This window comes from Vogesella oryzae, assembly GCF_902829295.1.
GTDB classification, from domain to species: Bacteria; Pseudomonadota; Gammaproteobacteria; order Burkholderiales; family Chromobacteriaceae; genus Vogesella; species Vogesella oryzae.
On sequence record NZ_CADEPL010000021.1, the window covers coordinates 25,602 to 47,221 of the forward strand.

The 21,620-nt window shown below is 64.1% G+C and carries 20 protein-coding genes; 11 read left to right on the forward strand and 9 right to left on the reverse strand.

Annotation, left to right across the window (positions count from 1 at the left end; genetic code table 11):
- The first annotated feature begins 41 nt into the window (after positions 1-41).
- Positions 42-599, forward strand: coding sequence for a putative metalloprotease CJM1_0395 family protein (locus HU218_RS09345; protein WP_174874677.1), 558 nt, complete (start codon positions 42-44; stop codon positions 597-599).
- Here HU218_RS09345 and HU218_RS09350 read toward each other — a convergent pair.
- Both HU218_RS09350 and HU218_RS09355 read right to left on the reverse strand, forming a co-directional pair.
- Complete coding sequence (locus tag HU218_RS09350; protein ID WP_174874678.1) at positions 596-1,051, reverse strand: methyltransferase family protein; 456 nt, start codon at positions 1,049-1,051, stop codon at positions 596-598. The genes HU218_RS09345 and HU218_RS09350 overlap by 4 nt on opposite strands.
- Positions 1,038-3,323: a heavy metal translocating P-type ATPase gene (locus HU218_RS09355; RefSeq protein WP_217450774.1), complete on the reverse strand. Its 2,286-nt coding sequence runs from the start codon at positions 3,321-3,323 to the stop codon at positions 1,038-1,040. The genes HU218_RS09350 and HU218_RS09355 overlap by 14 nt, the downstream gene beginning before the upstream one ends.
- Before the next feature lie 79 nt (positions 3,324-3,402).
- Here HU218_RS09355 and cadR point away from each other — a divergent pair, with 79 nt between their 5' ends.
- The 3 genes from cadR to HU218_RS09370 all read left to right on the forward strand — a co-directional run bounded on the left by cadR (position 3,403) and on the right by HU218_RS09370 (position 5,493).
- Positions 3,403-3,840 (forward strand): Cd(II)/Pb(II)-responsive transcriptional regulator, encoded by a 438-nt coding sequence (gene cadR, locus HU218_RS09360; protein ID WP_174874679.1) that lies wholly within the window; start codon positions 3,403-3,405, stop codon positions 3,838-3,840.
- 147 nt (positions 3,841-3,987) lie between these two features.
- Positions 3,988-4,437 carry a hypothetical protein gene (locus HU218_RS09365; RefSeq protein WP_174874680.1) on the forward strand — a complete coding sequence of 150 codons (450 nt, stop codon included), beginning with the start codon at positions 3,988-3,990 and terminating at the stop codon, positions 4,435-4,437.
- An 87-nt stretch (positions 4,438-4,524) separates the two neighbouring features.
- A complete protein-coding gene (locus HU218_RS09370; protein WP_174874681.1) occupies positions 4,525-5,493 on the forward strand; it encodes a DUF2145 domain-containing protein in 969 nt (322 codons plus the stop codon).
- Positions 5,494-5,569: 76 nt separating this feature from the next.
- On the opposite strand, the gene ilvD is transcribed toward HU218_RS09370, so the two are convergent.
- The gene (gene ilvD / locus HU218_RS09375; RefSeq protein WP_174874682.1) at positions 5,570-7,426 is read right to left on the reverse strand and encodes a dihydroxy-acid dehydratase; all 1,857 of its coding nucleotides are present in this window, start codon (positions 7,424-7,426) and stop codon (positions 5,570-5,572) included.
- A gap of 242 nt (positions 7,427-7,668) precedes the next feature.
- On the opposite strand from ilvD, the gene lgt reads away from it, so the two are divergent.
- From lgt to HU218_RS09400, 5 genes are all read left to right on the forward strand, one after another.
- Complete coding sequence (gene lgt, locus HU218_RS09380) at positions 7,669-8,469, forward strand: prolipoprotein diacylglyceryl transferase (RefSeq protein ID WP_174874683.1); 801 nt, start codon at positions 7,669-7,671, stop codon at positions 8,467-8,469.
- 2 nt (positions 8,470-8,471) lie between these two features.
- Entirely contained in the window at positions 8,472-8,825 is a 354-nt protein-coding gene (locus HU218_RS09385) for a hypothetical protein (RefSeq protein ID WP_174874684.1), read from the forward strand.
- A 201-nt stretch (positions 8,826-9,026) separates the two neighbouring features.
- Positions 9,027-9,872 carry a putative selenate ABC transporter substrate-binding protein gene (locus tag HU218_RS09390; protein ID WP_174874685.1) on the forward strand — a complete coding sequence of 282 codons (846 nt, stop codon included), beginning with the start codon at positions 9,027-9,029 and terminating at the stop codon, positions 9,870-9,872.
- Positions 9,869-10,663, forward strand: coding sequence for a phosphonate ABC transporter ATP-binding protein (locus HU218_RS09395; RefSeq protein WP_174874686.1), 795 nt, complete (start codon positions 9,869-9,871; stop codon positions 10,661-10,663). Before HU218_RS09390 ends, HU218_RS09395 begins: the two co-directional genes overlap by 4 nt.
- Positions 10,657-12,240: a PhnE/PtxC family ABC transporter permease gene (locus HU218_RS09400; protein WP_174874687.1), complete on the forward strand. Its 1,584-nt coding sequence runs from the start codon at positions 10,657-10,659 to the stop codon at positions 12,238-12,240. Before HU218_RS09395 ends, HU218_RS09400 begins: the two co-directional genes overlap by 7 nt.
- Positions 12,241-12,289: 49 nt before the next feature.
- Here the strand turns inward: HU218_RS09400 and HU218_RS09405 are convergent, their stop codons facing one another.
- The gene (locus tag HU218_RS09405; protein WP_174874688.1) at positions 12,290-13,156 is read right to left on the reverse strand and encodes an AraC family transcriptional regulator; all 867 of its coding nucleotides are present in this window, start codon (positions 13,154-13,156) and stop codon (positions 12,290-12,292) included.
- Positions 13,157-13,323: 167 nt separating this feature from the next.
- On the opposite strand from HU218_RS09405, the gene HU218_RS09410 reads away from it, so the two are divergent.
- Positions 13,324-13,758: a DUF411 domain-containing protein gene (locus HU218_RS09410; RefSeq protein ID WP_174874689.1), complete on the forward strand. Its 435-nt coding sequence runs from the start codon at positions 13,324-13,326 to the stop codon at positions 13,756-13,758.
- Between the two features lie 102 nt (positions 13,759-13,860).
- On the opposite strand, the gene HU218_RS09415 is transcribed toward HU218_RS09410, so the two are convergent.
- Genes HU218_RS09415 through HU218_RS09425 form a run of 3 tightly spaced genes read right to left on the reverse strand, consistent with a single transcriptional unit; the run spans position 13,861 to position 16,626 of the window.
- Complete coding sequence (locus HU218_RS09415; RefSeq protein WP_174874690.1) at positions 13,861-14,619, reverse strand: transporter substrate-binding domain-containing protein; 759 nt, start codon at positions 14,617-14,619, stop codon at positions 13,861-13,863.
- Positions 14,620-14,648: 29 nt separating this feature from the next.
- Positions 14,649-15,461, reverse strand: coding sequence for a carbon-nitrogen hydrolase family protein (locus HU218_RS09420; protein ID WP_174874691.1), 813 nt, complete (start codon positions 15,459-15,461; stop codon positions 14,649-14,651).
- A 10-nt stretch (positions 15,462-15,471) separates the two neighbouring features.
- A complete protein-coding gene (locus HU218_RS09425; RefSeq protein WP_246210928.1) occupies positions 15,472-16,626 on the reverse strand; it encodes a methionine aminotransferase in 1,155 nt (384 codons plus the stop codon).
- A 112-nt stretch (positions 16,627-16,738) separates the two neighbouring features.
- On the opposite strand from HU218_RS09425, the gene HU218_RS09430 reads away from it, so the two are divergent.
- A complete protein-coding gene (locus HU218_RS09430) occupies positions 16,739-17,641 on the forward strand; it encodes a LysR substrate-binding domain-containing protein (RefSeq protein WP_174874692.1) in 903 nt (300 codons plus the stop codon).
- Between the two features lie 87 nt (positions 17,642-17,728).
- Here the strand turns inward: HU218_RS09430 and HU218_RS09435 are convergent, their stop codons facing one another.
- Entirely contained in the window at positions 17,729-18,166 is a 438-nt protein-coding gene (locus tag HU218_RS09435; RefSeq protein ID WP_174874755.1) for a ProQ/FINO family protein, read from the reverse strand.
- Positions 18,167-18,392: 226 nt separating this feature from the next.
- A complete protein-coding gene (locus HU218_RS09440; protein ID WP_174874693.1) occupies positions 18,393-21,605 on the reverse strand; it encodes a pilus assembly protein in 3,213 nt (1,070 codons plus the stop codon).
- Positions 21,606-21,620 lie beyond the last annotated feature (15 nt).

Below are 21,620 nucleotides of genomic sequence, written 5' to 3' on the forward strand. Positions count from 1 at the left end.
CGGCTATAACGGAATCAGCCCGCATAAGTGGCTGATTCAGCATGAATATTTCCGGCATCTCTTCCTATGGCATGTACAACACTGCTTTGCGCAGCAGTGACGGGGATTTGTCGACTATTGCGGACAGCTCGCCCGGCTATAGCAGCGGAGTCAGCCAGAACGGTCAGCTCAGCGACGCCGACAAGGCCCTGGTACGGCAACTGCAGCAGCGCGACCGCACCGTACGCACCCACGAACAGGCGCACCTGGCCGCCGCCAGCGGCATCAGCATCAGCGGCCCCAGCTACCACTACCAGACCGGCCCGGACGGCCAGCGCTATGCCATCGGCGGCAGTGTCGATATCGACGCATCACCGGGACGTACTCCACAGGAAACTGCCGACAAGGCCCGCATCATCCAGCGTGCCGCGCTGGCGCCGGCCCAGCCCTCCGGCCCCGACATGGCCATCGCCGCCCGCGCCCGCCAGATGGAGCTGCAGGCGCTGGCGGAACAGGCCCAGCAACAGCAGCAGCAAGGCAAGGTCGGCCAGGCCTACCAGCCCGCCTCCGCCAATCCGGCCCGCAATGCGCTGGGCAACGGCATCGACATTCACGCCTAAAGCCAGCGTCGCACCCGCTGGCAATAATCCCGGTATTCGTCACCGAAACGCGCGGCCAACGCCCGCTCTTCCGGCCGGATCTGGAAACGGCCGATCCACAGCACGAACAGCAGCGGGCCGGCCAGCGCCGCCAGCTGCCCCAGCCATAGCGCCCACGCCAGCAGCAGACACAGCATGCCTAGATACATCGGGTTGCGGCTGAGGCGATAGAAACCGCTCACCACCAGCGCGCTGCTGTTCTGTGGCCGCAGCGGGTTGATGGTGGTGCGCTGACGGAAAAACGCCAGCACCGCGCTGCCATCCAGCAGCAGGCCGCACACCGCCAGCGGCCAGCATAGCCAGCCCGCTACCGGCAACGTTGCCACGGGCAGTTGCTGCGCCAGCCAGTACATCAGGCCGGCACACAGCAGACCCAGCAGCGGCGGTGGCAGCTTGCACTCAAGTAGTTTCATGTCCGGTTTTCCGCTCTGCCCGCGCCAGGCGCAGGCCGTTGAAAATCACCAGCAGGCTGGCGCCGACATCGGCAAATACCGCCATCCACAGGCTGGCCATGCCGGCCAGCGCCAGTACGAAAAATACCAGCTTGATCGCAAGTGCCAGCACGATATTGGCATGCAGTACCGCCATGCTGCGCCGCGCATGGGCGAACAGTTGTGGCAGCTTGTCGAGTCTGTCTTCCATCAGCGCCACCTGTGCCGTTTCCAGTGCCACATCGCTGCCTGCGGCGCCCATGGCGATGCCCAGATCGGCCTGCGCCAGCGCCGGCGCATCGTTGACGCCATCGCCCACCATCGCTACCGCACCATATGCCGCCAGCTCGCGGATGCTGGCCAGCTTGTCCTCCGGCAGCAAGGCACCGGCAGCATCGGCAATACCGGCGGCAGCGGCGATGCGCGCCACTTCCGCAGCATGATCGCCGGACAGCACTCTCAGCCGCATGCCCTGGCGCTGCAGCGCCGCCACCGCCGACACCGCCTCCGGCCGCAGGCTGTCCGCCACCGTCAGCTGCGCCAGCAGCTGGCCGTCGCGGCACAGCAGCATGCCGCCGCGTCTGGCGTGCTGGCTGGCGGCAAACGATGCCTCCGTCACCCCCAGCCGTGCCGCCAGCCGGGCATTGCCGAGGCCGTAACGGACGCCGTCGATGCGCGCCAGCACGCCCTCGCCGGCCAATTCCTGCACCCCCGCCACCGCCAGCAGCACCAGACCCTGCTGCTGCGCCGCCTGCAGCACGGCGTGTGCCAGCGGGTGGGTGGAGTGCGCCTCCAGGCTGGCCGCCAGCTGCAGCGCATCGCGCTGATCGAGGCCAGCGAGCAAGGGCTGTACGCTATCGAGTTGCGGTTGGCCGCGGGTCAGCGTGCCGGTCTTGTCCAGCGCCACCACCCGCACGCGGGCCGCGGTTTCCAGCGCCGCGCCGCCCTTGATCAGCATGCCCTGCCGCGCGGCTGCGGACAGCGCCGACACCAGCGTCACCGGAGTGGCGATTACCAGCGCGCACGGGCAGGCAATCACCAGCAGCACCAGCGCCTGATACAGTGCCTGCTGCCACGGCAGCCAGCCGGCCAGTGGCGTGACGATGACAAACAGCAGCGCCAGACCGACCACCGCCGGAGTGTAAACCGCGGCAAAGCGATCGATGAAACGCTGGGTGGCCGCCTTGCCGGCCTGCGCGTCGCGCACCCGCGCGATGATGCGTGCCAGCAGGCTGCCGTCGGCTGCGGCCGTTACCTGCAGCGTGATGAGACCGGCGCCGTTGATGGTGCCGGCAAACACCTGCTCGCCCGGCCCCTTGGCCAGCGGCAGGCTCTCGCCATTGATGGCCGCCTCGTCGAAATCGCTGTGACCGCTGACGATGCGGCCATCCAGCGGCACGCGCTCGCCCGGCCGTACCCGCACCATGCGGCCAACCGCAACGTTGGCCGCAGGCTGCTGCTGCCATTCGGCACCGTGCTGCACCCAGGCCAGCTCCGGCTTCAGCGCCATCAGCGCGCGCACCGCCGCACCGGCACGCGCCAGCGACATCGCCTCCAGCCGCTCCGACAGCGCAAACAGGAACAGCACCATCGCCGCTTCCGGCCACTGCCCCAGCAGCATGGCGCCGGCCACCGCCAGGCTCATCAGGAAGTAGATATTCAGGCTGCGGCTCTTCAGTGCATACCACCCCTTGCGGGCGGTCGTGCCGCCGCCCAGCAGCATCGATGCCGCCGCCGTCGCCACCACCGGCCAGCCGGTTTCGGCCTGACCGGCAAACGCCAGCGCCTCGGCCGCAATCGCCAGCCCGCCGGACGCCAGCAACGGCCAGCGCGCCGGCTGTGGTGGTGCGGCGAGGTTGGCCGCATCCTGCTGCAGCTCGGCCTGCAGGCCGGTAGCGGCGATCGCCTGCTGCAGCGCCGGCAGGCTGGCGCCCTGCTGATGCACGATTAGCGTGCGCTCGATGTAGTTGAAGTCCAGCCGCAACACGCCGGCCATGCCGGCCAGCGCCTTCTCCACCATGCGTCCCTCGGTGGGACAATCCATCGCCGCGATCGACAGCCGCCACGCCTGGCTGCCCGGCGGCGGCAAGTCGGCGGCCAACTGCGCGCTAATGGCGCAGGCTGCACCGGCGCAAGCCGAGCCTGCGTCGTGGTCGTGGTCGTGGTCGTGGTCGTGGTCGTGGTCGTGGCGGGCAGTGTGCGCCGCCTCCGGCATCCGGCAAGACCCGTCGTCTGGCTGGCAGCAATGGCTCATCTTGGTCTCCGCTTGAAGTTTGTGTCATTGCAAACCCTGTAGTTACTATAGGGTCAAGACTTATCTCGGGAGCAACTGCATGCAGATCGGAGAACTGGCTAGGCGCGGCGGCTGCGATGCCGAAACCATCCGCTACTACGAACGCGAGGGCCTGTTGCCGGCACCGGCCCGTACCGCCAGCGGTTATCGCCGCTACGAACAGCCACACCTGGAGCAGCTGGCCTTTATCCGCCATTGCCGCTCGCTGGACATGTCGCTGGCCGACATCCGCCGGCTGGTGGACTATCACCAGCATCCGTCAGCGGCGCCGTGCGATGACATCAATGCGCTGCTGGATGCGCAGATCAGCCGCATCCACCAGCAGATCGCCAGCCTGCAACGGCTGGAGCAGCAGCTGCAAACCCTGCGCGCCCGCTGCGATGCACCGCACACCGTCGCCGACTGCGGCATTCTCAAATCGCTGGAAGGCGCCGCCAGTGGCGAAGGCTGCGTCTGCCATGCCGATGGCCCGGCGTAGGGCAACAGGGGCTGGCCGCCCTGCGCAACAGGCAGTATAGTTCCCGGTTCGCTGGCGAAAATAACTCATAAGTCATTAATAAATATAAATATTTACAAACAAGCCAGATACAAACCGGAAACATTCAACCCTGGAAAGCTCTGACTGATGAAACTGCCTACGCCCAAGATCTGCTCCGCCCTCGTCATTGCCAGCTGCCTGCTGGCCACCCCGGCCGCCGAGGCTATCTCGTTGTATTCCCTGTCCGAAAGCGTCAGCGCCACCGTCGGCAGCATCTCCGATTCCGTGCGTGGTTCGTCCAAAGCGCTGAACATTGCCGAAGGCGATTACAAGGTAGTGGACGTGGCCAAGGCCGACGACAAGCCGGGCCAGCCCCGCCTGACACTGCAGGCGCTGAACGACCCGCAGCAGCCGCAGTTTTACCTGTTCCTGCCGCAAGCCGATGCGCGCCAGGCGGCGGTAAGCCAGGGCAATACCGTCACCGCCAGCAAGCGGCCGTACGGTCTGGCCTTTGCCAAAGCCGACACGACCACGCCGTTTGTGCTGGTGCTGGATCAGGCGTGGCTGAAAGAGCTGCAGCCGAACATCGTTTCCTGATCTGCCTTTGCTATCTGCCCGGCCAGGCAAGGCGGCATGCCGCCACTGCCGCGGCCGGGCTATTGCCATTTGATGATTGCTTGCTCCATGCCGCCACTGACCCGGCCCTGCGCCGCCCGCCTCGGCCAGCTGCTGAGTGCCATTTTGCTTGCCGGCTGCCTGCTGTTGGCCGCCTTGCCGGCCCGCGCCAACTCGCTGATGTTTTGCGACCGCCCGCCGGCACAATCTGCGGCACAGAAAAACCGCCTGCTGCTCTTCAGCGAGGCGGTAAAGCAAGTGCTGCAACGATCCGGCAGCCAGGCCGCCATCGTTGCCCGCGCCGGGCTGGATCTGGGGCGCTTCGGCATTCGCTACAGCCATGCCGGCATCAGCCTGCAGCAAAGCCCGAATACCCCGTGGTCGGTGCGCCAGCTGTACTACGCTTGCGATGACAGCCAGCCGCATATCTACGACCAGGGATTATCCGGCTTCCTGCTCGACAGCCACCAGCAGGACAGCGCCTATGTCTCCATCGTGCTGCTGCCGCAACCTGCCGAGCAGCAGCTGCTCGCCGCGGCCCTGAATCGCGAACAGGTGCTGGCGATGCTGGGCGCCGACTACAGCGCCAATGCCTATGCGTTTTCCAGCCAGTACCAGAACTGCAACCAGTGGCTGATGGAGTTGCTGGCCAGCGCCTGGGGCAATTTGCCGGCCGGGGTGCCGGCCCGTGAGGCAGCACAGCACTGGCTGCAGCAACAGCAATACCAGCCCAGTACCGTCGACGTGAAATACGGCTTCATGGTGTGGGCGGCGTATTTCGTGCCGCTGCTGCACAATGGCGACCACCCGGCGGCCAACCTTGTCGCCCGCCACTACCAGGTGAGCATGCCGGCGGCCATCGACCAGTTCGTGCAGACGCAGTGGCCGGCCAGCCGCCGCATCGAGCTGTGCGTGCGGGGCGAACAGCTGGTGGTGCATCAGGGCTGGGACAATATTGCCGATGGCTGCCAGCCGGGGGCGCAGGATCTGGTACGCCCGCTGGAGCAGGCCGCGGCCAGCGCCGCGCCGCTATCCTGAGCGCCAACCGCGCATAAAAAAAGGCAGCCCGCAGGCTGCCTTTTTGCCGTCTGCGGCCAACCTTGGCCGCCAGCGTTTACTTGCGTTCCACCTGCGATACGTCACGCACCGCGCCGGTATCGGCACTGGTGGTCATCGCGGCATAGGCGCGCAGTGCGGCGCTGACCGTACGCTCGCGGTCGACCGGCTTCCACGCGTCACGACCGCGCGCCTCCATCCTGGTACGGCGATGTGCCAGTTCCTCGTCGGACACCGCCAGGTGGATGGTGCGGTTGGGGATATCGATCTCCAGGGTATCGCCTTCTTCTGCCAGACCGATGGTGCCGCCTTCGGCGGCTTCCGGCGACACGTGGCCGATGGACAGACCGGAAGTACCGCCGGAGAAGCGGCCGTCAGTCAGCAGTGCGCAGGCCTTGCCCAGCCCCTTGGACTTCAGGTAGCTGGTCGGGTACAGCATTTCCTGCATGCCCGGACCGCCTTTCGGGCCTTCGTAGCGGATCAGCACCACGTCGCCGGCCACGATCTGGTCGGCAAGAATCGCCGCCACCGAGGCGTCCTGGCTTTCGAAAATGCGCACGCGGCCGGTGAACTTGAGGATGGAATCATCCACACCGGCGGTCTTCACGATGCAGCCGCGCTCGGCGATGTTGCCGTACAGCACCGCCAGACCGCCGTCCTGCGAGTAGGCATGGGCCTTGTCGCGGATGCAGCCTTCGGCACGGTCGTTATCCACCGTCGGATAGCGCATGCTCTGGCTGAAGGCGATGGTGGTCGGCACCCCGCCCGGCGCGGCGCGATAGAAGCGCTGAGCCTCGCTGTCTTCACCGTGGCGCATGATATCCCACGCTTCCAGACCGGCGCCCAGCGTCGGGCTATGCACGGTCGGCACGTCGCGATGGATCAGGCCGGCACGGTCCAGCTCGGCCAGAATCGCCACCACGCCACCGGCGCGATGCACGTCTTCCATGTGGTACTTCTGCGTCGCCGGCGCCACTTTGGACAGGCACGGTACGGCGCGCGAAATGCGGTCGATGTCGGCCATCTTGAAGTCGACGCCGGCCTCGTTGGCCGCGGCCAGCAGGTGCAGCACGGTATTGGTGGAGCCGCCCATGGCCACGTCCAGGCTCATGGCGTTCTCGAACGCCTGCTTGGTGGCGATGCTGCGCGGCAGGATGGAGTAGTCCTCCTGCTCGTAATGGCGCTTGGCCAGTTCCACGATCAGGCGGCCGGCCTTGAGGAACAGTTCCTTGCGGTCGGCGTGGGTGGCCACCAGCGAGCCGTTACCCGGCAGCGACAGGCCCAGCGCTTCGGTGAGGCAGTTCATCGAGTTGGCGGTAAACATGCCGGAGCAGGAGCCACAGGTCGGGCAGGCAGAGCGTTCCACCTTGTCCACTTCCTCATCGGACACCGCGCTGTTGGCCGCTTCCACCATGGCATCGACCAGGTCTAGCTTGCGGATGTCGTTGCCCCACTGCACCTTGCCGGCCTCCATCGGGCCGCCGGAGACGAACACCACCGGGATATTCAGGCGCATGGCGGCCATCAGCATGCCGGGGGTGATCTTGTCGCAGTTGGAGATGCACACCAGTGCGTCGGCACAGTGGGCATTGACCATGTATTCCACGCTGTCGGCGATCAGGTCGCGCGATGGCAGCGAATACAGCATGCCGCCGTGGCCCATGGCGATGCCGTCGTCCACAGCGATGGTGTTGAATTCCTTGGCCACGCCACCGGCTTTTTCGATCTCGCGTGCCACCAGCTGGCCCATATTGTGCAGATGCACGTGGCCCGGCACGAACTGGGTGAAGCTGTTGGCGATGGCGATGATAGGCTTCTGGAAATCCTCGTCCTTCATGCCGGTGGCGCGCCACAGCGCGCGGGCGCCGGCCATGTTGCGGCCGGCAGTCGAGGTCTTGGAACGGTACTGGGGCATGGTGAATCCTTGAATGTCTCTGAATCTTTATCCCGCAGCCGGCATCGCTGGCTGCAGCTTGCATGTAGGGTGCGCGCATCCGTCAGCCGGCTTCTGTGAGCCGGTCGCAGGAACTTCCGGGTAATGGAAGTTTCTGTATTGCTGCGTGGGCTGGTCCGGGTATCGACACCACGCTGCCGGACGCTTTTTCGTATAATCCGCGTCTATCGTCCTCTTTTACCGCAAACGCACATAACTGACAAATGCTGATCCATCCCCAGTTCGACCCTGTCGCCATCCATCTCGGCCCGCTGGCCGTGCACTGGTACGGCCTGATGTATCTTCTCGGCTTCGTGCTGTTCCTCGTGCTGGGCAATTACCGCATCCGCCAGCAGCCGGACGGTATCTGGAGCAGCAAGGATCTGGACGACTTTCTGACCTGGGCGGTCATCGGCGTGGTGGCAGGCGGTCGCCTTGGCGAAGTGCTGTTCTACCAGCCCGGCTACTACCTGTCGCATCCGGCCGAAATCCTGATGGTGTGGAAAGGCGGCATGAGCTTCCACGGCGGTTTCATCGGTGTGCTGGTGGCCATGGCGCTGTTCGCGCGCAAGAAAGGCGTCAGCTTCTGGCAGATCAGCGATTTTGTCGCCCCGCTGGTGCCGACAGGGTTGGCCGCAGGCCGGCTCGGCAACTTCATCAACGGCGAGTTGTGGGGCCGCCCGGCACCGGCCGATCTGCCGTGGGCGATGGTGTTCCCGCAGGTAGACCTGCTGCCGCGCCATCCGTCGCAGATTTACCAGGCGCTGCTGGAAGGGCTGACTCTGTTCCTCATCCTGTGGTTGTTTTCCGCCAAGCGCCGTCCGGTCGGCCAGATATCGGCGCTGTTCCTCGCCGGCTACGGTTTCTTCCGCTTCGTGGCCGAGTACTTCCGCACCCCGGACGCCGGCATCTTCGGCCAGTCAGACGTGATCAGCATGGGCCAGTGGCTGAGCCTGCCGATGATCATCGCCGGCGCGGCGCTGTTCGTGTGGTTCGGCCAGCGCGCGCAGCGCGGCGCCGCCTAGCCATGAGCCCGCGCCTTGGCATCCTGCTTGCCTGCCTGTGGCTGGCCGGCTGCGCCCACTACCAGTGGCGCCACGCCGACGGCACCCGCAGCTTCGATAGCGACAGCTACCAGTGCAAGCAGGAGGCGGCCAAGGCGTTTCCGCCCGACATCCGCCAGCGCACGCTGCCGCCGCGCTACATCGGCCCGCGCTGGCATTGTCCGCCGGGCGCCACCACCCGCAGCGCCTGCTGGCTGGACAGCGGCCTGTGGGACTGGCCGCAAACCGAGTCCTACGACATCAACGAAGCGGCGCGCGACGATCTGTACCGCAGCTGTCTCAAGGCCCGCGGCTGGGCCTATATCCGCACGGAATAAAATGCGCCTGTCACACGCAGGTGGCTGAAAACACGGCGCTTTTACGCTAGAATGCGCGCCGGCGGCTTTTTGTCCGCCACCCCGATCATCAATGCAGTCGCACGGCTGCATTTTTGTTTGGTGCCTTGCGGCCAACGTTGGCCGCGGTGCACCGCAGACCGCGCGCGGCCTATTGTCCGCCTAGCCAGAAAGTCCGAACCCATGAAAGCCAAGATCGCTCTGGCCAGCCTGCTGCTGGCCGTTTCCGCCGTTGCCGGTGCCGCCGAAGCCGTACTGAAAGTGTCCGCCATTCCGGATGAGGCGCCCACCGAACTGCAACGCAAGTTCGCCCCGCTGGGCAGCTACCTGGAAAAAGAACTGGGCATGAAAGTACAGTTCGTGCCGGTAACCGACTACGCCGGCGTGGTCACTGCGCTCAACGCCGACCAGATCGACATGGCCTGGCTCGGCGGCTTTACCTTCGTGCAGGCCAGCCAGCGCGGCAAGGTGGTACCGCTGGTGCAGCGCGCCGAAGATGCCAAGTTCACCGCCAAGTACATCGGCAGCGTGGAAGCCGGCATCAAGACCCTGCAGGACCTGAAAGGCAAGCGCTTTGCCTTCGGCTCCGCCTCCTCCACCTCCGGCCACCTGATGCCGCGCTACTTCCTGCAAAAGCAGGGCATGCAGCCGGAAACCTTCTTCAAGAGCGTAGGCTATTCCGGCGCGCATGACGCCACCGTGGCCTGGGTTGCCTCCGGCAAGGTGGAAGGCGGCGCGCTGAACGCCTCGGTCTGGGACAAGCTGGTGGAAGCCGGCAAGGTCGACCCGGCCAAGGTACGTCTGCTGGGCACCTCGCCGACCTTCTACGACTACAACTGGACCGTGCGCGGCAGCCTGGACAAGAAGCTGCAGCAGCGTATCCAGGCCGCGTTCCTGAAACTGGATGCGGCCAACCCGGAACAGAAAGCCATTCTGGATCTGCAGCGCGCCAGCAAGTTCATCCCCACCAAGGCGGAAAACTACGAAGGCATCGAAGCTGCCGCCAAGGCTGCCGGCCTGCTGCAATGAGCCTGGCGCTGAGCGAAGCGACACTGTCGCTGCGCGGCCAGCGCATCCTCGACGGCATCACCCTGCGCCTGGCGCAGGGTGAGCAGGCGGCGCTGATCGGCCCGTCCGGCGCCGGCAAGTCCAGCCTGCTGCTGCTGGTCGCCACCCAGTACCGCGCTGCCAGCGGCAGCGTGCAACTGCTGGGCGCCGAGCCGTGGCAACTGGACAGCGCCGCGCTGCGCCGCCTGCGCAGCCGCATCGGCAGCGTGTACCAGCATGCACCGCTGCCGGCACTGCAAAGGGTGGTCACCGCCGTCGGCGCCGGCCGGCTGGGACAGCTGTCGACCTTGGCCGCACTGCGCCGCCTGCTGTGGCCGCAGGATGTGGCCGGCATCCGTGCCGCACTGGAACAGGTGCAACTGGGCGACAAGCTGTGGCAACGCTGCGACCGCCTGTCCGGCGGCCAGCGCCAGCGTGTCGGCATCGCCCGCGCGCTGTACCAGCAGCCCGACCTGCTGCTGGCCGACGAGCCGGTCTCGGCGCTGGACCCGCGGCTGGCCGATGACACCATCGCGCTGCTGTGCCGCCAGGCGGCCACCCGCAACAGCACTCTGCTGGTCAGCCTGCATTCGGTGGAGCTGGCGCTGGCGCACTTCCCGCGCCTGATCGGCCTGCGCGACGGACAGGTAATGTTCGACCTGCCGCGCAGCGAAGTCACCCCGGCGCTGCTGGCAGCGCTGTACGCCGGCGACACCCCCCCCGAGCCGGACGACACTCCGGCGGCCAAGTTGCCCCGCGTGGCGCCATGCTGACCGCCAAGACTCTCTCTGCCCGCGACCCGGCGTTGGCCGCACGGCTGGGCTGGATCATCGCCACGCCGCTGTTGCTGCTGGCGGCCATGTACTACACCGGCTTCGACCCGCGCCTGCTGCTGGACGCCGACACGCTGGCAACGCTGGCGCACTTTGCCGGCGAGTTCTTCCCGCCCAGCCATGACCCGGTCTTCCTGGCCAGCCTGTGGCACGAAACCCTTACCACGCTGGCCGTTGCCAGCAGCGGCACCCTGCTGGCGATGCTGGTCGGCCTGCCGGCGGCACTGCTGACCAGCCGCGCGCTGGACCGCGACGTGCTCACTGGCGAAGCGCCGTCACGCCTGTGGCACTGGCTGCAAAACAGCCTGCGCGCGCTGATGGTGATCCTGCGCGGCGTTCCCGACCTGGTGTGGGCGCTGTTGCTGGTGCGCGCTGCCGGTCTTGGCAGCCTGCCGGCGGTACTGGCGCTGGGGCTGGCCTACGGCGGCATGCTGGGCAAGGTGTATGCCGAGATTCTGGAAGCGCAGCCGCGTGCGCCGGCCGCGGCACTGGCCGGCAGCGGCGCCAGCCGGCTGGCGATCTTCGGCTATGCCTTGCTGCCGCAGGCGGCGCACGAGCTGATCAGCTACAGCGTGTACCGCTGGGAATGCGCGATCCGCGCCTCGGCGGTCATGGGCTTTGTCGGCGCCGGCGGTCTGGGCCTGCTGATGGACACCTCCATCCGCATGCTCAATGGCGGTGAAGTCGGCGCCCTGCTGCTGGTATTCATGGCGCTGGTGGCGCTGACCGAGCTGATCAGCCGGCTGGCACGTCATGCGGTGGAAAGCCGCCGCGGCGGTCTGGTGCTGGCCGCTGCCTGCATCCTGCTGCAGTTGGCCGCCTTCGGCTGGCTGGGGCCGCAGTGGCAGGACAGCCCGTTTGATGTCGGCGGCCTGCTGCGCTTTGCCGGCGAACTGTTGCACCCCAACCTGGCACCGGCCTTCCTGCTGAAAGTCGGCGGCGGCATGCTGGAAACGCTGGCGCAATCGGCACTGGGCACCGCCTTTGCCTTTCTTGGCGGTGCACTGCTGGCGTTGCCGGCCAGTCAGCGCGGCCCGCGCTGGCTGCGCTATCCGGTACAGCTGCTGCTGAACATCCTGCGCGGTACGCCGGACCTGCTGTGGGGCGCCATCGCCGTGCTGGCACTGAGCCTTGGCCCAGCCGCCGGCGTGCTGGCACTGGCGCTGCACACCAGCGGCGTGCTCGGCCGGCTGTTTGCCCACACGCTGGAAAACCTGCCGCCGGAGCCGGAAGCCGCGCTGCGCGTCAGCGGCGCCTCGCCGGTGGCAAGGCTGGCCTACGGCCTGCTGCCGCAGGCCTTGCCGCAGTGGATCGCCTACACGCTGTACCGCTGGGAAAACAATATCCGCATCGCCGCCATCCTCGGCCTGGTCGGCGCCGGCGGCCTCGGCCAACAGCTGTATCTGGCGCTGTCGCTGTTCCAGCTCGGCAATGCCGCCACGCTGATTGCCGCCATGCTGCTGCTGTCCTGGGGCGTGGAAGGCATCAGCCGCTGGCTGCGGCAACGGCTGGAATAAAACATGCGGCCAACCTTTGCAGGTTGGCCGCAGTTTTTCTGCAACCGCTTTAGCTACCGCGCAACTGCTGCTGGTAGCGTGCCGGTGTCACCCCGTAGCGGCGGACGAAGGCGCGGGTAAGGTGCGACTGGTCGCTCAGGCCGGTGCTGGCCGCCACCAGCGCCGGACGCATGCCGGCGGCCAGCAGCCGCTTGGCCTCCAGCAAACGCAGCGCCATCAGCATCTGCTGCGGGGTAACGTGGTACTGCGCGCGGAAACTGCGCAAGAAGTGATAGGGGCTGAGATCCGCCACCGCGGCCAACTGCTCCAGCGTCAGCCGCTCGCCCAGATTGGCGCGCAGATAGTCCAGTACCGGCGCGAAGCGCAGCGCCCCTTGCGTGCGCGCGGGGCGCGGTCCCCGCGCCAGCGGCCGGAACTCGGCCAGCAAGGCATACAGCAGACTGTCGAACGCCAGCGGCTCGTCCGCCTGCCACAACGCCGCCTGCAGCTGGCCGACCCGCAGCGCCGCCGCCGGATCGTGGCGCCCCGCCTGCTCGAAACTCCAGCCATCCTCGCCGCTGACCCGCGCCACCACGGCCGGATCGATATAGATCATGCGGTAGCGCCAGCCATGTTCGGTGGCAGCCTGCCCGGTGTGCAGCTCGTCCGGATTCATCATCACCACCGAGCCGGAGGCGGCCAGGTGCTCGCTGCCGCTGTAACGGAAGCGCTCCACCCCGCTCTCGATCACTCCCAGACCGAAGGCTTCATGGGTATGCGGCTCGAAAGCATGGCGCACGATGTGTGCCCGATACAGCTCCACCCCGGCCAGCGGCTGGCAGAATTCGGCGCGGTCGGTAACGTGCTCGAACGCCTGCGGCACGCCGGTCAGCTGCAGCGGCGGGTCAGATGGCAAGGTGGCGGACGGGCGGGACATGGCAGCTACGAATGGCGCGGGACAAACGGAATTGTGGCAGAAATCCGCTACTGCGGCAGCGCCGGCAGCAGCGCCGCGGAACTGTGTGATACCGATCAAGGTCTGTCGCTGATATACCCTGCTATGGTATCGCCAGCTGTTCCGATTTTTTTCTTCAGGAGTACACCATGACACGCCTGCCCCGCCTGCTGTTCACCCTGGCCGTGCTTAGTCCGCAAGTGTTTGCCGCCGCCATGCCGGTAACGCTGTACAAGAGCCCGAGCTGCGGCTGCTGCGAAGCCTATGTCAGCTACCTTGGCAGCAACGGTTTCAAGGTGGATGCGATCAATCGCAACGATATGGACAAGGTGAAGACGCAGTACAAGGTCGGCGCGCTGCAAAGCTGCCATACCGCGCTGGTGGGCGGCTACGTGGTGGAAGGCCATGTGCCGGTGGCCGCCATCCGCAAACTGCTGCGCGACAAGCCGGACATCGTCGGCATTACCGCGCCCGGCATGCCGGCCAACTCGCCCGGCATGGGGGTGATGAAGCCGGGCACGCTGACCATCTACGCGCTGACGCGGCAGCAAAGCGCCAAGCCGGTGCTGTTCTCGGTGGAGTAAAGCGGGGTTGGCCGCACGCCTGGCTGCGGCCGGGCGTGCGGCCATAAAAAAGGCCTGCCACAACGTGGCAGGCTCAAGGGAGCAGACCTACTCAGGCAAAACTCAGTCTTCCAGCAGACCGTCCAGGTTGTGCTTCTTCAACAGCGCGCTGTATTCGCCGCTGCTCTTCACCTGATCGATGGCCTTGTTGAAACGTTCTTTCAGTGCGCTATCCGATTTGCGCAGCGCCACGGCAACACCCTCGCCCAGCATCTTGTCCTTGCGGCCATCGAATACCGGACCGGTAAAGGCAAATGCCTTGCCGTTGGCGGTATCAAGGAAGCCCTTCTGCAGCTGTACGGTGTTGCCGAAAGTGAAGTCGGCACGGCCGGCGGTCAGCTCCAGCATCGGGTCCTGCGCGTTGACGTAGCGCTTGATGGTGGCGGCCTTGAAGTTCTGGCTCACGTAGCTGTCCTGCGGGGTGCCGGTCTGCACCGCGATCACCTTGTCTTTCAGGTCAGCGGAGAGCTGCACACCCTTGCGGCCAACAAAGCGGTTCTGCATCAGGTAGTACACCTTGCTGAAATCCACCACCTGGCGGCGCTTGTCGGTGATGTTCATCGACGACATGATCGCGTCGTATTTCTTCGCCTGCAGACCCGGAATCAGGCCATCCCACGGCTGGTTGATCACTTCGCACGGGGTCGCCATCGCCTTGCACACGGCATAGGCAAAATCCACCTCGAAACCGGCGACCTTGCCGGCGGCATCGACATACTCGAACGGCGGGTAGGTAGCGTCGGTGGCGATCAGCAGCTTGTCGGCAGCCTGGACGAACAGCGGGGACAGCAGCAGTGCAGCGAATGCGATCTTGCGTTTCATGTGATTCTCCTTTGAAGACATATTTGTTATCAGCTGTTGATGCGACGGTGTTGCAGCGCCGGCAGGCGCGTGCGCCAGGTCTGTTGCCTGTCTAGATCCAGTGCGGCCAGCGCCATGCCCTCGCCCTCGTCGTGGCAGGCCAGCACCTGCCCCCACGGGTCGACGATCATGCTGTGGCCGAATGTCCGTTTGCCGCCCGGGTGCACGCCGCCCTGACCGGGGGCGATGACGAAGGCGAGGTTTTCCACCGCGCGGGCACGCAACAGCAGCTCCCAGTGCGCGAGGCCGGTGGTATGGGTAAACGCGGCCGGCGCGGTGATGATCGCCGGCGCCGGGCCGTGGCGGTACAGCTCGGGGAAGCGCAGGTCGTAGCACACCGACAGCCGCAGGCTGCCCCACGGCGTGTCGGCGCTGCTGACTTCGCTGCCCGGCTGCATGGTATCGGCCTCGGCGTAGCGTTCCTTGCCATCGTCGAAACCGAACAGATGCATCTTGTCGTAGCGCGCCGCGCACTGCCCCTGCGGGCTGAACAGCAGGCTGCTGTTATAGAAGCGCTGCGGCTGGCTGCCACGCAGCGGCAAGGTACCGGCCAGCAACCAGATGCCGTGGCGTGCGGCCAACGTTGCCATGCGTTGCTGCAGCGGTCCGGCGCCGAACGGTTCGGTAATCGCCAGCCGCGCCTGCTCGTCGGCCGGCATCAGGTAAAAGTATTCCGGCAATGCCACCAGCTCGGCGCCGCGCGCGGCGGCTTCGGCCACCAGCGCCTCGGCACGGGCGAGGTTGGCCGCCAGGTCGTCGCCGGACACCATCTGCACGGCGGCGGCGGTAAAAGTCTGGCTCATCTACGGTTCCTCAGATACGGCACAGGCGCTCGGCGCCGGCCAGCAAGGTGGCGTCGTCCTTGGCGAACGACAGGCGGATCACCCGCTGGTCGGTGCCGTCGCGGTAGAACGCCGACACCGGAATGGTGGCCACGCCGTGTTCCACGATCAGCCGCTGCACGAAGTCGCTATCGCTCTCGTCCGACAGGAGGGCAAAGCTGGCCAGCATGAAGAAGCTGCCCTGGCTCGGAATCAGTTTGAGCGGCGAAGCCGCCAGCGCCTGGCTCAGCAAGTCGCGCTTCTGCTGGTAGAAGGCGGACAGGCCAAGGTAGTGACCCGGCTCCGCCATCAGCTTGGCCAGCGCGTATTGCATCGGGGTATCGGCGGCAAACATCGCAAACTGGTGCACCTTGCGGATTTCGTCCATCAGCGCCTGCGGCGCCAGGCAGTAACCGACGCGCCAGCCGGTGACGTGGAAGGTCTTGCCGAACGAGGTCACCACTACCGAGCGTGCAGCCAGCTTCGGGTGGCGGCTCATGCTGTGATGCTGCTCGCCGTCGAATACCACGTGCTCGTACACCTCGTCGGACAGCACCACGATGTCGGTGCCGTCGGTGATGGCTTCCAGTCGCGCCACATCGGCGGCGGACAGCACGGTGCCGGTAGGGTTGTGCGGGGTGTTGAGCAGGATCATGCGCGTGCGCGGCGTGATGCGCGCGGCCACCTCGTCCCACGGAATGGCGAACTCGGGCGCCGCCAGCTTGATCACCACCGGGGTAGCGCCCTGCAGCTCGATCATCGGAATGTAGCTGTCGAAGGCCGGCTCGAACACGATCACTTCGTCGCCGTCATGCACCAGCGCGGTCACCGCCGAGAACAGCGCCTCGCTGGCACTGGCCATCACCGTCACTTCGCTGTCCACGTCGTAACGTTGGCCGTACAGCGCCTCCACCTTGTCGACGATGGCCTGGCGCAATGCCGGCAGGCCGCTCATCGGTGCGTACTGGTTATGGCCTTCCAGCATGGCTTCGTGGGCAAAGCGGATCAGCTCGGCACTGCACGGAAAATTGGGAGCCCCTTGCGACAGGTTGATGGCCTGATGCTTGGCGGCCAGCTGGCCAATGACCGTAAAAATGGTGGTGCCGACATTGGGCAGCTTGGAACGTTGGGCAATGGGGGTGTGCATGATGTCTCGCCGCGTTGTGGTGTTATGGCGCTATTCAACGCGATGGGCACTTGTGCGACAAACGATTTATCGGCATGTTAGGGCCGAAAAAACCTCAGTCATGGAGCGCCGCATGCCGCGCAATACCCCGCCGCTGTACGCGCTGTCGGTTTTCGAAGCCGCCGCCCGCCACCAGAGCTTTACCCGCGCCGCCAACGAGCTGTGCCTGACCCAGGGCGCGGTCAGCAAACAGGTGGCGCAGCTGGAGGCGCATCTGGGCTACCCGCTGTTCCACCGCTATGCACGCAGCCTGCGACTGTCGGCGCAGGGCGAACTGCTGCTGGGCTATGTGCAACGCGGTTTCAAGGTACTGGAACAAGGTATGGATGCGGCGGCAGCGCTGACGTCGCCACTGCGCATCAAGGCGCCCAGCTGTGTGGTGCGCTGGCTGTTGCCGGCGCTGCACGAGTTCACCACCGCGCATCCCGACATCCCGGTGCAGTTGTCCGGCGTGCACGAGCACGTAGTGAACTTTGCGCGCGAGGATGTGGACCTCGCCATCGTCTACAAACCGCACGGCTCGCTGGCCGATAACGAGCAATTGCTGTTTGCGGAAGTGCTGACACCGGTGATCGCACCGCGCTTGCTGCGCCAGGTTGGCCGCACGCTGACGCAGGAAGGCGACCTGGCGCACTACCCGTTGCTGCACCCGTCGCCGGACAAGCGGGACTGGCGGCAGTGGCTGGCGTTCCGTGGCGCCACGACCGTGGATTACCGCGGCGGCACCGTGTTCGACACCCTGGATCAGGCGATGAATGCCGCACTGCAGGGTTACGGCATCACCCTGGGCGAGATCACCCTGCTGGCCAAGGAACTGGCCGCCGGTGAGCTGGTAACGCCGTTCTCGCCATCGTGGCACAGCGGCTATGCGTACGCGCTGGCCTGCAAACCGGATGAAGTACGCCCCGCAGTTAACGCGGTCCGCAACTGGCTACTGGCACTGTGCGGGGCAGCGGCCAGTATGGCTGGCGTGTAACAACGCCAGCGGCACGCGGCGGCCAACGTTGGCCGCAGAAACGACAACACCGGCCAGCGGCCGGTGTTGTATCAAGGCAAGCAGTGCTTATTCTGCGCTGGCTTCGCCGGCGACATCAGCCACCGGGGCTTCCACCACCGGAGCTGTTGCCGGAGCAGCCTCTACCTTGGGAGCAGACTTGTCGGCGCGCGCCTGGCACATACGCTCGGCAGCGGCTTTCTCTTCCGCAGTCACTTCACCCACGGCCTTGAGCGCCAGATCAAAACGCTTGCCACCGCGTGCCAGTGCCTTCAGGTAGCGCTGACGACGGCAGTGATTGGCCAGCATGCGCGACACCAGTTGCGCATCGAACTGCGGCAAGGCGGCGATCAGCGTCTCGTGGATGCCCAGTGCCAGCGGACGGAATTGCTTGAACACGTCGTATTTGGCGTACACGTGCGCGGCAATCATCTCGGTCTGGCTCTTCTTGCTCAGACTCTGTACCGCATTCTTCAGCGCTGCACCCAGCGCGGTTTCGTTAGCCACTTTAGCTTTGTCTTTCATGGAATTCTTCACAGGGTTATGCAAACCTGACCCTGAGACGAAGCACAGGTTCTGTTAGCCGACAACAATCGCGCGGGATTGTATACCAGTTGTGGCGTCTGCCACCAGCATTTAGCTGCCAACAAATGCCAATAACATGGCGAACTGCCACCGCGCCGGAAAAACGAAACCGGCGCCATACAGTGGTATGGCGCCGGCAAACAGTCACTCAATCGGTAATTTCGTACCAGTACACCTTGCTGCGGGCCTTATGCCCCAGTGCGCCGGTCAACCCGCCCGGATCGGCAATCAGGCCAAACAGCGGGGTATCGACAATATTGCCATCACTGTCAGTCTGCGAGGCAACGGTCGGGTCGCCCAGGAAGCCAGTACCAACCGTGACGTAGCGATCGGTAAGTGCCCAGCCTGTCTGGGCATCGGTGGCATCACTGTATGCGGAACCATCAGCAAAATTGAGCAGATATACCCGCGCCACCCCCAGTGTCGGCGTACACGTGGTTTCGCTGTAGGCGGCGGTAGCGGTACATCCGGTTGAACCACTGTAGGTGTATACGTAATCCGGCATGAAAGTCGCAAAATACAGAATGCCGTTCAGGGTAATTGCCTTGCCGGTTACCCGCTCGCCACTGCGCAGGTCGCAGGACAGATCGCGGCTGGTCAGATTGCCGTTGAGGCGGATATACCAGCCATCGGTCGAAGCGAGCGAGGTTCTGGCCGCACTTTGTTCAGCGGCAGTCCCCAGCTGGACCAGATCCGCAGTCGCATCGTACAAATCGGATACGGTATATGGCGTGGTGATGACATTGCTCACCAGCCCCGGATCCTTGATGGAGAAGAACATATCCTGAACCGCAATATTGAACGGTTTCTCGCGGTCGCCAGAACCCACCTGCACACGGTCAACCTCTGCCCCAAGCACCACGTCTGGTTCGTACAGGAACTTGCGCTGATCTACCCCGCTACCACCCAGAGCGGCAATTTTGTTGACGCTGAAAGTAGGCAAGCCAGTCGATGGATTGAGTCCTAGATCCACGCGCCAGACATTGCCGCCAGTATCATTGGCATACAGCCTATCCACCACGCCATTCAAGTCGCGATCCACCGTTGCTACCCCGGCTGGGATGCTGAAATCGAGCCCGCTCACCTTGCTGCAGGTCGCTGCGTCGCAATCGCTACTGGTACTGTCAGGCACCGCTTTCCATACCAAGGCACCGGTAAAAGCATCGACGACAAATATTGCCCGCCCCATTGTTGCCGTCGTACGCGGATAGTCGTCGTTGGCCGCAGCATCGTAGCCACCGCCAAAAATCAGTACCGGGTTGCTGTGACCCGCAATCTTGACCGCTTTTGGCCGCGACCAGGTTTGGCCCAATTCGTAAAACCCGGTATCGGCATTCGTGTGCTTCCACAGGAATTTAGGCTGCGACGGGTTGGTGACATCCAGCGCATAAATTAGCCGGCCACCGCGGCGGGCGGTCGGATAAATGTAGACCTTATCCATCTTGGTGGCATCGGTCTTGCCGGTATTGTCATAGCGTCGGTCGTTATCGGCATCCAGCAGGTAGCTGCCGATCGGGCCATCGAAGAAATACGGCTTGGTATTGCTGGATGACAGCAATACGGTGTTGTCGTACAAGCGCTTAAGCCCGGGGAAAAACTCTTCCGCCACAAAAGACCACTGCTCGCCGCCATCGGCATCATTGGCCCCGCCTTTCACGGCATGCAGGAAACCGTCGTTGCTGCCGTAGTACACCACGATGTCACGGTTGGCCGGCTGTGAACTGCGGTTGTAGTTGATCGCCAGCGGGCTGGAATGCACGACATCGCCATGCACATAACCACGGACACCGGAGGTAGCGCCGGTGCTGGGGTCATCGCTCTTGGTATTGCGGCCACGGGTCCAGTTGATCAGCGCCGTCCGGTCTGCATCGGTACTGACCCCCAGCTTGGTGGTGGTAATCGAAGCATTATTGGTATTGAACAGCGTGGGGTCGGTGGTGGTGGTGGTATCGTCCAGCAAGGCAACCGTCGAGCTGCTGCATGAGATGCAGGTATAGACGGTGCGGTTATCGGCGGTGAGATTACCCGCCCGCAGGTGTTCTGCTGCCCCACCCTTGATGGTTAGCGAGCCATCCGGCGCATCCGACTGGCCTCCAGGTGTCTGTTCGTTGGTATAGAGCGCAGTGGTCCAGAATGAGGAAGCCGTCGTCCAGTAACTGGTTACCGTGTCGGTTACCTGCCCCAGAGAGTTCACCACCACCTGGCCATTTTTATCCAGATAGGTGTACTGGTTACCGGACAAACCCAGCCGGTAGTGCTTGAGGTTGCCATTCCAGCGCGGCTTGGCATTGGCGTCGGCACGGAACATCCCCACATACACCTGATCCAGCGTGGTGCCATAGTTGTTAACGCTGTTGGTTACCGCGGCAGAGGTAAACACACTGTTGACAGCCAGAATCTCGTCAAACACCCCTTTCAATGCATTCTTGAGTTCGTCCGAACTGAGCGGGTTCGTGATGCTGATGTAGCGCCCACCAGAAATCTGCGCCATGCTTTTCAGCAGCGCCGTCATGCCAGGCCCTTGACCTGTGGTGCTAGGTTGAACCTCGATAGTGTAGGTAATGACGTTCTGTTGGCCGGCAATACTATTGCTAAGGTCGGTAGCAGACATGAAACGCGACCACTCGTCACCGATATTGTCCTGGCTGCCACTTGGCGATAACGGAATGGTCGTCGTATTACCGCCGACCGCGGTCAAGGCATCGGTTGCACTCTTGGTATCTGCGGTGTTGTCTTGTACCGGACCATTATTGATAAAGATAATGAAATTTTTCTGGCAAACACCAGTTACCGGACTGCGATAAGTAGTACTGCTACTGGTACTCGGGGTAAAGGCATTGTAATCACGCTTTGCTTTAATTCCTGAATATGCCGTAGCACCTTTGAAATACAGATAGGCCTCACGCATGGTTTGGCCCAATTTACCACCGTTACTTTTATCGTAACCGACATCAAGACATTGAACAGTTTCCTTCAAATCTGCATCCGTCTTGGTCGCACAATTAAGGTCACTGGTTAATTGCAACGGCCGTACAGCATAACGCATATAACCGCCATCAATAGTGCCATTCTGTTCTCCGGTAACCGAATCCTTGCCGGTTTCGGAAAACATCATCAGTCCGATATTGAAGGTAGCCGAAGTCAAGGTTGAAAACAGACTGGTCAAGGCCGTTTTTTCAGCCGAAAACGGCGTATTCCAGTTGGCGGTATTGTCCAGCACGATCAAAACATTGGGCGCGTCGCTAGAAGTAACTACCGTGGGATTGCTCAGAAAAATATCGATGTCCTGCTTTTGCAGGTCAACCGCCTGGCCAGCAATTGCATACAAACCAAGCCACACCGCCATCAGCAATTTCTTCATGCTCACTCCTTTAAC

What these genes read in the sequence shown, in the direction of transcription:
- HU218_RS09440 (WP_174874693.1), bottom strand. Translation starts at nt 21,605, where the DNA reads ATGAAGAAATTGCTGATGGCGGTGTGGCTTGGTTTGTATGCAATTGCT.
- HU218_RS09390 (WP_174874685.1), top strand. Translation starts at nt 9,027, where the DNA reads ATGAAAGCCAAGATCGCTCTGGCCAGCCTGCTGCTGGCCGTTTCCGCC.
- HU218_RS09415 (WP_174874690.1), bottom strand. Translation starts at nt 14,619, where the DNA reads ATGAAACGCAAGATCGCATTCGCTGCACTGCTGCTGTCCCCGCTGTTC.
- HU218_RS09355 (WP_217450774.1), bottom strand. Translation starts at nt 3,323, where the DNA reads ATGAGCCATTGCTGCCAGCCAGACGACGGGTCTTGCCGGATGCCGGAG.
- HU218_RS09395 (WP_174874686.1), top strand. Translation starts at nt 9,869, where the DNA reads ATGAGCCTGGCGCTGAGCGAAGCGACACTGTCGCTGCGCGGCCAGCGC.
- HU218_RS09350 (WP_174874678.1), bottom strand. Translation starts at nt 1,051, where the DNA reads ATGAAACTACTTGAGTGCAAGCTGCCACCGCCGCTGCTGGGTCTGCTG.
- HU218_RS09430 (WP_174874692.1), top strand. Translation starts at nt 16,739, where the DNA reads ATGCCGCGCAATACCCCGCCGCTGTACGCGCTGTCGGTTTTCGAAGCC.
- HU218_RS09425 (WP_246210928.1), bottom strand. Translation starts at nt 16,626, where the DNA reads ATGCACACCCCCATTGCCCAACGTTCCAAGCTGCCCAATGTCGGCACC.
- HU218_RS09385 (WP_174874684.1), top strand. Translation starts at nt 8,472, where the DNA reads ATGAGCCCGCGCCTTGGCATCCTGCTTGCCTGCCTGTGGCTGGCCGGC.
- HU218_RS09345 (WP_174874677.1), top strand. Translation starts at nt 42, where the DNA reads ATGAATATTTCCGGCATCTCTTCCTATGGCATGTACAACACTGCTTTG.
- HU218_RS09420 (WP_174874691.1), bottom strand. Translation starts at nt 15,461, where the DNA reads ATGAGCCAGACTTTTACCGCCGCCGCCGTGCAGATGGTGTCCGGCGAC.
- HU218_RS09405 (WP_174874688.1), bottom strand. Translation starts at nt 13,156, where the DNA reads ATGTCCCGCCCGTCCGCCACCTTGCCATCTGACCCGCCGCTGCAGCTG.
- cadR (WP_174874679.1), top strand. Translation starts at nt 3,403, where the DNA reads ATGCAGATCGGAGAACTGGCTAGGCGCGGCGGCTGCGATGCCGAAACC.
- HU218_RS09410 (WP_174874689.1), top strand. Translation starts at nt 13,324, where the DNA reads ATGACACGCCTGCCCCGCCTGCTGTTCACCCTGGCCGTGCTTAGTCCG.
- HU218_RS09365 (WP_174874680.1), top strand. Translation starts at nt 3,988, where the DNA reads ATGAAACTGCCTACGCCCAAGATCTGCTCCGCCCTCGTCATTGCCAGC.
- HU218_RS09400 (WP_174874687.1), top strand. Translation starts at nt 10,657, where the DNA reads ATGCTGACCGCCAAGACTCTCTCTGCCCGCGACCCGGCGTTGGCCGCA.
- HU218_RS09370 (WP_174874681.1), top strand. Translation starts at nt 4,525, where the DNA reads ATGCCGCCACTGACCCGGCCCTGCGCCGCCCGCCTCGGCCAGCTGCTG.
- lgt (WP_174874683.1), top strand. Translation starts at nt 7,669, where the DNA reads ATGCTGATCCATCCCCAGTTCGACCCTGTCGCCATCCATCTCGGCCCG.
- ilvD (WP_174874682.1), bottom strand. Translation starts at nt 7,426, where the DNA reads ATGCCCCAGTACCGTTCCAAGACCTCGACTGCCGGCCGCAACATGGCC.